At 68.0% G+C, this 11,145-nt stretch carries 18 protein-coding genes; 9 read left to right on the top strand and 9 right to left on the bottom strand.

All coding sequences use genetic code 11. The annotated features are described in order from the left end of the window. The coding region (locus RMO04_RS00480) for an SDR family NAD(P)-dependent oxidoreductase (RefSeq protein WP_309642833.1) at positions 1-511 on the top strand (511 nt) is incomplete at its 5' end. Positions 512-579: 68 nt separating this feature from the next. Beyond that, positions 580-1,011: a nuclear transport factor 2 family protein gene (locus tag RMO04_RS00475; RefSeq protein WP_309642832.1), complete on the top strand. Its 432-nt coding sequence runs from the start codon at positions 580-582 to the stop codon at positions 1,009-1,011. Positions 1,012-1,021: 10 nt separating this feature from the next. Here RMO04_RS00475 and RMO04_RS00470 read toward each other — a convergent pair whose 3' ends face one another. After that, entirely contained in the window at positions 1,022-1,744 is a 723-nt protein-coding gene (locus RMO04_RS00470) for a glutathione binding-like protein (RefSeq protein ID WP_309642831.1), read from the bottom strand. A 201-nt stretch (positions 1,745-1,945) separates the two neighbouring features. Between RMO04_RS00470 and RMO04_RS00465 the strand changes: the two genes are divergently transcribed. Together RMO04_RS00465 and RMO04_RS00460 are read left to right on the top strand one after the other, a co-directional pair. After that, the gene (locus RMO04_RS00465) at positions 1,946-2,317 is read left to right on the top strand and encodes a response regulator (RefSeq protein WP_309642835.1); all 372 of its coding nucleotides are present in this window, start codon (positions 1,946-1,948) and stop codon (positions 2,315-2,317) included. Beyond that, positions 2,314-3,141, top strand: a complete 828-nt coding sequence (locus tag RMO04_RS00460; protein ID WP_309642830.1) for a protein-glutamate O-methyltransferase CheR — start codon at positions 2,314-2,316, stop codon at positions 3,139-3,141. The genes RMO04_RS00465 and RMO04_RS00460 overlap by 4 nt, the downstream gene beginning before the upstream one ends. A 65-nt stretch (positions 3,142-3,206) precedes the next feature. Here RMO04_RS00460 and RMO04_RS00455 read toward each other — a convergent pair whose 3' ends face one another. Genes RMO04_RS00455 through RMO04_RS00440 form a run of 4 tightly spaced genes read right to left on the bottom strand, consistent with a single transcriptional unit; the run spans position 3,207 to position 5,920 of the window. After that, positions 3,207-3,344 (bottom strand): entericidin A/B family lipoprotein, encoded by a 138-nt coding sequence (locus RMO04_RS00455; RefSeq protein WP_309642829.1) that lies wholly within the window; start codon positions 3,342-3,344, stop codon positions 3,207-3,209. A gap of 47 nt (positions 3,345-3,391) precedes the next feature. Continuing rightward, a complete protein-coding gene (locus tag RMO04_RS00450) occupies positions 3,392-5,116 on the bottom strand; it encodes a sensor histidine kinase (RefSeq protein WP_309642828.1) in 1,725 nt (574 codons plus the stop codon). 10 nt (positions 5,117-5,126) lie between these two features. Next, a complete protein-coding gene (locus tag RMO04_RS00445) occupies positions 5,127-5,732 on the bottom strand; it encodes a sigma-70 family RNA polymerase sigma factor (RefSeq protein ID WP_309642827.1) in 606 nt (201 codons plus the stop codon). Further along, positions 5,732-5,920, bottom strand: a complete 189-nt coding sequence (locus RMO04_RS00440) for a NepR family anti-sigma factor (RefSeq protein ID WP_405041445.1) — start codon at positions 5,918-5,920, stop codon at positions 5,732-5,734. The genes RMO04_RS00445 and RMO04_RS00440 overlap by 1 nt, the downstream gene beginning before the upstream one ends. A gap of 218 nt (positions 5,921-6,138) precedes the next feature. Between RMO04_RS00440 and RMO04_RS00435 the strand changes: the two genes are divergently transcribed. Both RMO04_RS00435 and RMO04_RS00430 read left to right on the top strand, forming a co-directional pair. Then, entirely contained in the window at positions 6,139-6,942 is an 804-nt protein-coding gene (locus RMO04_RS00435) for a response regulator (protein ID WP_309642825.1), read from the top strand. A 163-nt stretch (positions 6,943-7,105) separates the two neighbouring features. Further along, complete coding sequence (locus tag RMO04_RS00430; protein WP_309642824.1) at positions 7,106-7,279, top strand: DUF1328 domain-containing protein; 174 nt, start codon at positions 7,106-7,108, stop codon at positions 7,277-7,279. Between the two features lie 61 nt (positions 7,280-7,340). Here the strand turns inward: RMO04_RS00430 and RMO04_RS00425 are convergent, their stop codons facing one another. Both RMO04_RS00425 and RMO04_RS00420 read right to left on the bottom strand, forming a co-directional pair. Continuing rightward, the gene (locus tag RMO04_RS00425; protein WP_309642823.1) at positions 7,341-7,604 is read right to left on the bottom strand and encodes a hypothetical protein; all 264 of its coding nucleotides are present in this window, start codon (positions 7,602-7,604) and stop codon (positions 7,341-7,343) included. A gap of 26 nt (positions 7,605-7,630) precedes the next feature. Next, positions 7,631-7,768, bottom strand: coding sequence for a hypothetical protein (locus RMO04_RS00420; RefSeq protein WP_309642822.1), 138 nt, complete (start codon positions 7,766-7,768; stop codon positions 7,631-7,633). Between the two features lie 212 nt (positions 7,769-7,980). On the opposite strand from RMO04_RS00420, the gene RMO04_RS00415 reads away from it, so the two are divergent. Then, positions 7,981-8,307 carry a hypothetical protein gene (locus RMO04_RS00415; RefSeq protein WP_309642821.1) on the top strand — a complete coding sequence of 109 codons (327 nt, stop codon included), beginning with the start codon at positions 7,981-7,983 and terminating at the stop codon, positions 8,305-8,307. 192 nt (positions 8,308-8,499) lie between these two features. On the opposite strand, the gene RMO04_RS00410 is transcribed toward RMO04_RS00415, so the two are convergent. Both RMO04_RS00410 and RMO04_RS00405 read right to left on the bottom strand, forming a co-directional pair. Continuing rightward, positions 8,500-8,949, bottom strand: coding sequence for an OmpA family protein (locus RMO04_RS00410; RefSeq protein WP_309642820.1), 450 nt, complete (start codon positions 8,947-8,949; stop codon positions 8,500-8,502). Between the two features lie 86 nt (positions 8,950-9,035). After that, positions 9,036-9,371, bottom strand: coding sequence for a YMGG-like glycine zipper-containing protein (locus tag RMO04_RS00405; protein ID WP_309642834.1), 336 nt, complete (start codon positions 9,369-9,371; stop codon positions 9,036-9,038). A gap of 199 nt (positions 9,372-9,570) precedes the next feature. Between RMO04_RS00405 and RMO04_RS00400 the strand changes: the two genes are divergently transcribed. Continuing rightward, positions 9,571-10,452, top strand: a complete 882-nt coding sequence (locus RMO04_RS00400; protein ID WP_309642819.1) for a diacylglycerol kinase family protein — start codon at positions 9,571-9,573, stop codon at positions 10,450-10,452. Beyond that, on the top strand, positions 10,449-11,145 hold a 697-nt coding region (locus RMO04_RS00395; RefSeq protein WP_309642818.1), incomplete at its 3' end, for a metallophosphoesterase. The genes RMO04_RS00400 and RMO04_RS00395, both read left to right, overlap by 4 nt.

The following is an 11,145-nucleotide window of genomic DNA, read 5'->3' as shown; positions in this document are numbered from 1 at the left end:
GATCAACAACGCCGCCATCACCTATTTCATCCCGGTCGAAGACTTCCCCGAGAAGCGCTTCAAGCTGATGATGGAGGTGCAGGTCTATGCGCCCTTCCACCTGGCCCAACTGGTCCTGCCCGGCATGAAGGCGCGCAAGCAGGGCTGGATCGTCAACATCTCCTCGCCCGCCGGCATCCATCCGAAGCAGCCCTATCGCGGCGGTCGCGGCGGCACCGTCTACGGCATGTGCAAGGCGGCGTTGGAGCGGTTCACCACCGGACTGGCGTCCGAGGTCTATGACGACGGGATCGCGGTGAACGTCGTGTCGCCGGGCCTGGTCGACACGCCTGGCGTGGCAGTGCACGGCCTGATCAATGAGGCGACCAAGGACCGGGTGCAGCCTATCGAGTTTATCTCCGAGGCCGTCTATCGCCTGGCCTCCGGCGATCCGAAGACCATGACCGGACGCGTCGACTACGCCGAACCCCTGCTGAAAGAACTCGGGATCAAGCCGTCCGAACTGGTTTGACCTAGAAAGTCGACAGCACGGCGCGTGGGAGACGGCTAGGAGAGCAGACGCTCTCCACGAGGTCATCCATGCGCCGTCTGCTCACCGCCGCGGCCTTAGCGCCCCTCCTGATCGCCGCGGCTCCTGCCCCGGACTTGGACGTGAAGGCCGCCGCCGCCGCCTTCGACCGCGCCCAGCTCACGGGCGACCGTGCGGCCATGGAACGCTTCCTGGCCAAGGACTTCGTCATCGTCCGGGGTTCAGGCAAGCAGGCGGGCAGGGAGGACTTCATCTCCGGCTGGCTGACGCCGGGTGTGACGTTCGAGCCCTTGACCATCCTCGATCCGGTCTTCGTGCCCCTCAGTCCGCAGGCCGCCATCGTCGGCGGCCGTGTGGAGCTTAAGGGCGCAGAGAACGGCAAGCCGTTCGTCGAGAGGTTCCATTTCTCCGACGTCTTCGCCTGGCGCGACGGCCGCTGGCAGGTGGTGTTCGTCCAGGTGACGCCAACGCCGGCCCCCTAGACTGGCCCCCTTAGACTGGCGCGGGCCGTGCGCGCTGATTGTAGAGCAGCTTGCGGATGCGGGCCTGCTCCTCGGGCGAGACGCTGGCTGGGTCGGGCGCGGGTCCTGCGGTGACCGCCATGCCGCGCTGAACAGCAGGGCGAGCCGCCATCTCGTCGAACCAGCGCTTGAAGTGCTTGAACTCGCCAAGGTCGATGCCTTGGAGCTGCCAGCCCGCGGTCCACGGATAGCTGATCATGTCGGCGATCGAGTAGTCGTCGCCGGCGATATAGGGCCGGTCATAGAGGCGATTGTTCAGCACGCCGTACAGGCGATGGGTCTCGTCGTTGAACCGGCGCTGGGCATAGGACTGGTCGCCTTCGCTCTCCGACACGCGGCTGAAATGGCCCCGCTCGCCGAACTTTGGACCCTGGTTGGCCATCTGCCAGATCACCCACTGGGTGACCTCGTAGCGCTGGCGCAGGTCGTTCCCGAGGAACCGGCCGGCCTTCTCGGCCAGGTACAACATGATCGCTCCGGACTCGAAGACGGCGATCGGCGGGCCGCCGTCGGCCGGCGCCTGGTCGACGATCGCCGGCATGCGGTTGTTGGGGCTGATCTTCAGGAAATCGTCCGTGAACTGGTCGCCCTGGCCGATGCGCACAGGCACGATCTGGTAGTCGATCCCCAGCTCCTCGAGCAGGATCGTGACCTTCTTGCCGTTAGGCGTCGGCCAGTAGTGGACGTCGATCATCGGAGACCTCTCAAGGCTTGGCGGGCGCGGGATGCAAACCCTAGCCCGGAGGTCGGGGGCTTCAAGGCGACAAAAACTGAAAGCCGCGTCGCGAAAGTCTTCCGGCGCGCCGGCGTCGTCATTCGTGGAACGGCGAATAAATCGCGCGGCCATACCGCTCCTTAACCACCGGCGCGGCAAAAGAATCGCGGGGAAAGGAGCATCGCGTTGAAGACTTGTCTCGTCGTCGACGACAGCCGGGTGATCCGCAAGGTCGCCCGCCGCATCCTGGAGGATATCGGCTTCGAGATCGCCGAGGCCGCCGACGGGATGGAGGCGCTCGCCTGGTGCCGAGCCGCCATGCCCGACGCCGTGCTCCTCGACTGGAACATGCCCCAGATGACGGGCATCGACTTCCTGCGCCACCTGCGGCTGGAGCCGGGCGGCAAGGACCCCATCGTGGTGTTCTGCACGGTGGAGAACGATCTGGAACGTATCCGCGAGGCGCTGGACTGCGGCGCCGACGAATACATCATGAAGCCCTTCGACGGCGACATCATCGCCGCCAAGTTCGCCGAGGTGGGGCTGGCATGAGACCCGAGGATCGCGAACTGGTGGCCCAGCTCTGCGCGGCGCGCGCGGGGCTCCGGGTCGATCCCGAAAAGACCTATCTGATCGAGAGTCGTCTGGCGCCCGTGGCGCGCCGGGAAGGCTTCGGCTCGATCCCCGATCTGGTGAGCGCCCTGCGCGCCAAGCGTGAGGACCGGCTGGCCTGGGCCATCGTGGAGTCCATGGTCCAGTCGGAGACCGCCTTCTTCCGCGACCGCACGCCGTTCGCCCTGTTCCGCGACGAGGTGCTGCCCGCCCTCGCCCGCATGCGAGAGGGCGAACCGATCCGCATCTGGTCGGCGGCCTGCGGCGCGGGCCAGGAGGTCTATTCCCTGGCCATGATCGTCGAGGATGCGTCGCCCGAGCTGCCAGGGATCAAGGTTGAACTGTTCGGATCCGATCTCTGCGAGCGGCAGCTCGAAAAGGCCCAGAGCGGTCTCTACACTCAGTTCGAGGTCCAGCGCGGCCTGCCGATCCGCCAGCTGGTCCGCCACTTCGAGAAGGTCGACGACATGTGGGCGCTTTCGCCCCGGGTCCGGCAGATGGTTCGCTGGCGGCGGATCAACCTGGTCGCCGACCTGTCCACCGCCGGCCGCTTCGACGTCATCTTCTGCCGCTACGTGCTGTCCGACCTTGTGGAGCCCATGCGGGCCAGGGTGCTGGAGAACCTCGCGCGCGCGCTCAGTCCCGAGGGCTTCCTGTTCCTGGGCGAGGGCGAGAGCGCCACGGGCTTCGAGGACGCGTTCCAGCCGGTCGCCGGCCGGCCGGGCCTGTTCGCCCGAAATCCCACATTCCGCGTCGCCGCCTGACGTTCACGACGAAAAAGGCCCCGCCGAAGCGGGGCCTTCCTCGAATGCGTTGAAGGGGCTCGCGCCTACTTCTTGGCGTCTTCGGCGGTGCTCGTGACCGCCGCGCCCGCGGCTTCCACGTCGCGGCCCGCGCCGGACACGGTGTTGCAGGCGCTGAGGGTCAGGCTGGCGGCCATGAAGGCCAGGATCGCAAACGTACGCATAGGGTATCTCCCCGAGGTGTGGCTGAAAACTTGCGGAGACGTAACGGTCAAGCCGCCGCCTGGTTCCCGCTCGCCGCCGCAGGTTTCGCTTGAAGGTCCGCCGAAGGGGTCGGAAAGACCAGGCGGGCGGTGATGCCGCCCTTTTCGTTGCGCACCAGTTCCGAGCGGCCGCGGAGCTGGCGGCCGAAGGCGGTCATCAGCGTGCGCCCGACGCCCGAGGAGACCAGGGCGTCGTCGGGCGCCGTCCCGTCGTCGGAAATCTCGAGCTCGGCCTCCTGGCCATGGACCCGGAAATTGACGCTCAACATTCCTCCGCGGCCGGCGAAGGCGTGCTTCTGCGCATTGGTGATCGCCTCCACCGCGAACAGCGCCAGCGGGGCCAGCCGATCGGGATCGATCACCAGGGTGTCGACATGGATCTCGGTCTGCACCTGAGAGCCGCGGATGGCGTCAGCCGAGACAAGCTGCGCGGTCAGCTCCTCGAGGAACGAGCGCAGGTCCACGCGCTTCAGGTCCGGACCCTGGTAGAGGGCGCGATAGATCAGGGCGAGCGCGGTGATCCGCTGGCGGGTGTCGGACATGGCCGCCCGCGCGGCCGGATCGGCCAGGGCGCGCTGCTGCATGTTCAGCAGGGAGGAGATGACCTGCAGGTTGTTCTTCACCCGGTGATGGATCTCGCGCATCAGCGCGTCTTTCTGGGCCAGGCTGTCGCGCAGCGAAGCGTCGCGCCCGACGATGGCGTCGGCCATGTCCTCCAGCGTCTCGGCCAACTCGCGGATCTCGGGCGGCATCTGTTCGGCCTGGACGGGGCGTACGCTGAGCCGCCCGCGGGCGTAGAGCGCCGCGATCCGCTGCAGATAGACGATCCAGCGGGTGACCACGCGCTCGGTCACCATCGACACCGCCGCCAGGGCCAGGATGAAGGTCAGGATCGGGAAGGCGATGCCGGTGAGCGGGTTCAGCGTCGCCCACGAGAAGATGCCGCGAGATGGCGCCGACAGGATCACATAGAGCTGGTCGCCGACCAGGGGGGCGGCGGAGTAGACCCGCCGCTCGCCGCGCAGGTCCTTGGCGTACCAGACCAGCGAGCCCTTCTTGCGCGCGTCCTCGCGCCAGTTCTGCGGCAGGTCGGGGAAAGCCTCCTTGTCGGTGGCGTTGATGAAGGTTCCCTCACCGTCGGCCAGGGCCACCTCGGACTGGTCGGGCAGGGAACGGTCGGCGGTTCGCGGCGCCAGGCTTTCCAGCGAGATCACGGCCACGAAACCGCCGTCGAAACCTACCCGGGGATCGGTCGCCGGGACCGCCGCGAGCAGGGCCGGGATGCGCGCATATTCCGCGCCGGGATCGCGGGTGATCACCAGGTTGTCGCCGAGCGCCAGACGCTTGAACCAATCGCGTTGGGCCCGGCCCGGATCGGCGGGCACGTCGCCGGCGGCGCAGGCCACCCGCCCACGCCGGTCGAACCGGATCAGGTTGGTGTAGCCGGGAATGCGGTTGGTCACTTCTTCCAGGCGCAAGGCGCAGTTGAGGCCCACCGAGCCCGGAGCCAGGGTCTCCAGGAGGATATCGGCGGCTTCCATCCGCGCGCGGGCGGTGGCGGCGCTTCGTTCAGCCGAGGCGGCCAGCTCCTCGCGGAGCTCGTCCCCGTCATTGCGAAAGGCGATCGCGGCCTGCAGGACGCCGAGAATCAACACGGGCAGCAACGCGACCGCCAGCGCCGCCGTAAGGCGGACCCGGATTGTCGACAGGGAACCCCATGGCGAGACGTGCATCGTCCTCTTTCTAGCGAACGGTGCTGAGACGCTCCGCGTCCGCCAGGATGGATCGCATGGCGTCGCCGGCCGAACCGCCGTCGCGCTCATATGAGCCGTCGTCGAGGATGACGTGCAAGGCCTTGCGCGCCCTGCTGACGCGACTCTTCACGGTGCCCACGGCGCACCCGCAGATCTCGGCGGCTTCTTCGTAGGCGAAACCGCCAGCGCCGACCAGGATCAGCGCCTCCCGCTGCTCGGCTGGAAGCTGGGCCAGGCTGAGCCGGAGCTCATCCAGGGCGACGGGGGCCTCGGGATCGTCGACGGCCACCAGGGTCCGCTCGGCGGCTTCCTGATCGAGCTGGGTCTGTCGCCAGGACCGGCGCTTCTCGGAATAGAACTGGTTGCGCAGGATCATGAAGGTCCAGGCCTTCATGTTCGTACCCATCTGAAAGCTGGCGCGCGCATCCCAGGCCTTCATCATGGCGTCCTGCGCCAGATCGTCGGCCCCGGCGGGCTCACCGGCCAGGGTGCGGGCGAAGGCGCGGAGATGCGGGATGAGCTGCACCAGCTCGCGCTTGAACGCCTCGTCTTCCGCAGGCGTGCGCGGCGGACGATCGGCCTTGTCGCCGCTCATCAGCCCTTCTCCGAGGACGTCTTGTCGGCCTTGCGGAGAATTTCCAGGAACTCGTCGGGCACCGGCTCGCTGACGACCTCGTCGAACATCTGACGCAGTCGCACGCCGATCGCCTGCTGCCGCAGGCGCGCTTCATCCAGAGCTGCGGACGCCTTGCGTCGTTCCTCTGTGGGTCGCTGTTCTATCATGTCGTCGGCGCTCGGCTTTCGCGGAGCCCGCCCCCTCGATACCTCTTCGTCGCCGCTCAACGTCTCATCCTGTTTGGGGTTCCCTGGCGTGGCTTGTTAAGATGTAGAAAACCGCGTTCGAAGGGAACCGGTTCCCAAGGACGACGTTTAGGCGCCTATGGTGGCGCTCGGGGCCGGGCCCCGCGCGCACGCATGTTTTCTCTACGGGAGGGGTAACTTTGAGTCTTCTAGCCCGATTGGCGCCGCACCTGCCCTACGTTCGTCGCTACGCGCGCGCGCTTACCGGCGACCAAACCACGGGCGATCACTATGTCCGCGTCGCGCTGGAAGCCCTGGCGGCGGGCGAACGCGTGTTGGAAGCCAATCTGACGCCGCGTGTCGCGCTGTACCATGTGTTCCACGCCATCTGGCTCTCCACGGGCGCGCAGCTCGAGGATCGGGGCCAGGCCGCCGAGGATGGCGCGCCCGACGACGCCAGCCGCCGACTCATGCGGATCGCCCCGCGATCGCGTCAGGCCTTCCTGCTCACCGCCCTCGAAGGCTTCACGCCATCGGAAGCCGCCCAGATCCTGGGGACCGACTTCAGCGAGATCGAACGCCTGATCGGCGAAGCCCAGGCCGAAATCGACGCCGAACTCGCCACTGAGGTCCTGATCATCGAGGACGAACCGGTCATCGCCGCCGACATCGAGGCGCTGGTCACCGAGCTCGGTCACACCGTGGTGGATATCGCCGCCACCCGCACCGAGGCCGTGGACGCCATCAACCGGCGCACGCCTGGCCTGGTCCTGGCCGACATCCAACTGGCCGACGGCTCGTCCGGCATCGACGCGGTGAAGGACATCCTGGCCCGCTTCGATGTGCCGGTGATCTTCATCACCGCCTTCCCGGAACGCCTTCTGACCGGCGAGCGGCCGGAGCCGACCTTCCTGATCACCAAGCCGTTCCAGCCCGAGACGGTGAAGGCCGCCATCGGCCAGGCGCTGTTCTTCCATCCCCGGAGCGCCCGCAAGGCCGCCTAGGCCGTCTTCCGACGAGGTCCGTCGGCGGAAAGGGTCTGAATACAAGGGTTCCCGAGCAGGTTCCGATTGGATTCGGCTCCGGGAACGGGCGCCCGCAAGAGGCGTTCAATGGATCTCGCCGCGCCCCGCCGGGCGCGGCGTTTTTCGTTCGAGGAGTTCGCACATGCTGGGTTGGTCGCTGGTCTTCGCCGTTCTCGCCATCGTGGCGGGGCTCCTGGGCTTCATGGGACTGGCCGGGCTCGCCGCGACGATCGCCAAGATCCTGTTCGTGGTCTTCCTGGCCCTGCTGATCGCCAGCTTCGTGTTGCGCGCGGTGCGCGGTCAGTCAGTGCTCTAGCGCTTCAGCCAAACGAAAGCGGCCGCCCGAGGGCGGCCGTTTCCGCATACGACGACTTTGATCAGCGGCTGGGCGTCGGTGGGGTCTGCAAGGCCGCCGGCGCCGGCTCGGCCATGTCGAACGCCTGGGCGTCGGCCGGCTGACGGGCGTTGTTGGGCGCTGTTGAGGCCAGGTCGTCGGCGCGCCAGCTCCAGGCGCCGAACAACGCCAAGGCCGCCAGCGCCGTGGAGATCAACAGCACCCAGAACATGTGACGGCCCAGTCGTCCTTGCCGCGCGCGCGTCGCGCCCAGGCCTGTGCGGGTGGTGCGAGAAGAGTTGGCCATGGAGCGGATTCCTTGAGAATCTAAGACTAGGGCAGGTAGCTGATGGGGCCCGGCGGAACCGGGCGAGCATCGTCGTCGCTCGCGGCCGACATCTGACCGATGACGCCACCGGCCAGCGCGACGCTCAGCACCACGGCCAGGGCGGTCCACCGTCGGCGCGCCAAGCGCCGTCGGCGCGAGGGGGGCGAGAACATAACTAAGCCGCCGTGCGGCGCCTCATATCCGCGCATCATGATCCTCGCGCCCCTCTTTCGCGGCACGTTTTGCCGCGAGGAAGTAACGTTTGGAGGCGCATGCCTGTTCCCAGTCCACGCCGTCAGGCCGCTCCGTGGCCGGATGGGTTCGCTTTTGGCGGGAAAGGCCCCATCTTGGGGGCATGACCAAGTTCAAACCCCTCATCGTCGCGTGCGCCCTCTCGCTTCCGCTAGCATCCAACGCCTGGTCGCAGGCGCCCTCGGCGACCGCCCTTGAGGGCAAGGCCGTGGTCGGCCAGGGTGGCGAGTTGCTGGGCCATGTCGAACGGGTGGTGCTAGCCGCCGACGGCTCGCCTGCCCAGGTGCTGGTCCGGCCCAAGGGCGTCCGCGCAGCCGGTCCCCGCAGCCTGCCGGTCAAGGTGCTGAAAGCCCAAGGCGAAGCCTTGGCCGCACCCCTGACCAAGGCCGAATTCGACTCGATGCCCGCGGTCGAGACAGCGCGCGACTAGGCTCGAAAGAAACTCGCCCATGCCGGGAACATTCCCGCGGATGGTGCGTTTAGATGATGCGGAGACGGCGACGCCCCCCCCGACTTGAGACCGGCGACCATGCCGGTCTGCCGTCTCCGCACCCCCTTTTTCTCGATGATACCCACTTCGAGGCGGACCACCGGTCCGCCTCTTTCTTTGGGCGTCGGGCGATCAGCGGAGCGCGCTTAGCTCCACCGTGACGTCGGCCCGGCGACGCAGGGGCTGGGTGTCTCCCGAGCGGGTGATGGACCCGCTCTGGCCCGCGGCTTCCAGGTCGAATTCGGCGGCGGGAAGGCCTGTCGCAATCAGTGCTTCGCTTACTGAAGCGGCGCGGCGCTTGGAGAGCTCCAGATTGGCGCCCGGCGCGCCGGCGGCGTCGGCCAGGCCCAGCACCGTGACCCGGTCCACCTTGCATCCCTTGGCCTGGCTGGAAGCCTGGGCCAGAACCGCGCGCCCTTCGGACGTGACCTGGGCGCTGTCGGGCTCGAAGTAGATTTGAGCGGTGACATCCTCACAGCGCGTCGGCGCCGTCACGATCCGGTCGCGCCCGCCGCGCATGGCGCAGCCGGAAGTTGCGAGGCCCGCAACCAGGGTTATCGCCACGATCGCCTGAACCTTCATCGCAAGCCCCTAGTTACGCCCGGAAAGTGGAAAGGGCGGCCAGCATAGCCGACCGCCCTCGCTATACCAGTCTTTGGCCGCTCGCCTCAGCGCGGGCTGCCATTCTCCCAGTAGTAACGGCCGCTGGCGGAGTCGTAATAATAGTAGCGCCCCGCGCGCTCGTCATAATACTGGCGCTTGTTCGGCGCGTTGGCGCCGCAGCCGCCGTCTTCACGACAACCCTTGACCGCGCCGGCCGTGCCGCCGATGGCCGCGCCCACGAGAGCCCCGGTCCCGGCGTCGCCGGAGCCCACATTGTTTCCGATCACCGCGCCGGCGAGGGCGCCTAGGGCCGCGCCGCCCGCGGCGTTGCGCTCGACATTACCGGTGGTGGTGCAGGCCGCGGCCAACAGGCCGGCGCCGGCGATGGCGATCAACGGCATGAAAGATCCGTGCTTCAGCATCTTGGCTCTCCTTGAGCATATCCCTCGTCGCCCAACGCGCCGGCGGCGACGAGGGTTCCGGCGCTCGCAGGAACCGCTGGCGAGCGGCGCCGTTTGGGAAGCGTCGTCGGGGACGACGGGGGCGATCTGCGCCATAAGGGCGTCGAGCGGGGCTAGGGACCACAGAGTGACGGCGAGCGTGAAGATTTCGAAGATCGAGGTTGTGGTCAACATCGCCTCTGGCAGCGTAGGCACGGGCGCGCCCGATGAGATGCGGGCGTTGCTCTCCGAGTGGGGCGTCCAGGCTAATGTGTGCGCACCGGAAGGCGGGGATTTGACCCGCTGCCTTCGCGACGCCATCGAGACCGGGCCAGACGTGGTGCTGGTGCTGGCGGGCGACGGGACGGCGCGGGCCGCCGCTGAACTCGCCGGCCCTGACGGCCCGTTGATCGCGCCGCTGCCGGGCGGCACGATGAACATGCTGCCCTATGCGGTCTATGGCGTGACCCCCTGGCAGGACGCCTTGAAGGGGATTCTCGAGAATGGGCGCGAGCAGGCCATCGGCGGCGGCGAGATCGAGGGGCGCACGTTCCTGGTGGCCGCGATCCTGGGATCGCCCGCCCTTTGGGCGCCAGCGCGCGAGGCGGTGCGCGAGGGCAAGCTGACGCTGGCCTTCGCACGTGGCCAGCGCGCCTTCCGCCGGGCCTTTTCCGGGCGGCTTCGCTACGCCCTCGACGACGGGCCACGCGGCAAGGCCGAGGCCCTGACCTTCCTATGCCCCCTGGCCTCCAAGGTGATGTCCAACGACGAACAGGCGCTGGAAGCCGCGGTCATCGACCCAAAGGGGTTCGCCGATGTGGCGCGCATGGGGATCAAGTCGATTATCGACGACTGGCGCAACGACCCCTCCGTCCACACCCAGCCCTGCCGCTCGGCCGGGGTATGGGCCGCCGGCCGCATCCCGGCCGTGCTTGACGGGGAACCGGCCCGCCTGTCAGCGACGGCCAGGGTGACCTGGCGGCCGAAGGTGGCGCGTATCCTGGCGCCCCCGGCGGAGGCGGCCGCGGAGACGCCCGCGTGATCCGGCTCGCGCATCTGTCAGACATCCACTTCGGAGGCGAGAACGTCGCCGCCGTGACCGGGGCGGCCGATGTGCTGCGCGAGGGCGGCTTCGACCTGACGATTGTCTCAGGCGACCTCACCCAGTTCGGCGAGATCGGCGAGTTCGAGGCCGCCGCGGCCTGGCTTCAGACACTCCCGGGGCCGGTGCTGGTGACCCCAGGCAACCACGACGCGCCCTATATCGCCTGGTTCGAACGGTTCTTCTCGCCCTTCGGTCGCTTCCATCGGCTGATCGGGCCGGTGGATGGCCAGACGCATGTCTCGCCAGGCCTGGCGGTGCGCGGGGTGAACACCGCCCGCGGCGTGCAGCCTCGGGCAAACTGGTCAAAGGGGCAGATCTCGGCGCGTCAAGCCGGGCAGGCGGGCGACTGGCTCTGCGCCGCGGGCGACGATCAGTTCAAGATCCTGGTCTGCCATCATCCGCTCACCGAAATGATCGGCGGCCCGATGACCGGCAAGGTCTGGGGCGGACCGGCCGCGGCGAAGGCCTTTTCGGACCGCCGGATCGACCTGGTGCTGTCGGGCCACATCCACGTCCCCTTCGCCTGGCCGTACCCGCACGGCGACGGCAGGACCTATGCCGTCGGCGCGGGGACCTTGTCGGTACGAGAGCGGGGCGTTCCGGCCGGGTTCAACATCATCGAGGTCGACG

Origin of the sequence: Phenylobacterium sp. (assembly GCF_031412415.1) — a bacterium.
GTDB lineage: Bacteria > Pseudomonadota > Alphaproteobacteria > Caulobacterales > Caulobacteraceae > Phenylobacterium.
The sequence above is the reverse complement of the archived record's forward strand: the minus strand, read 5'-3'. Positions and strand labels throughout refer to the sequence as shown.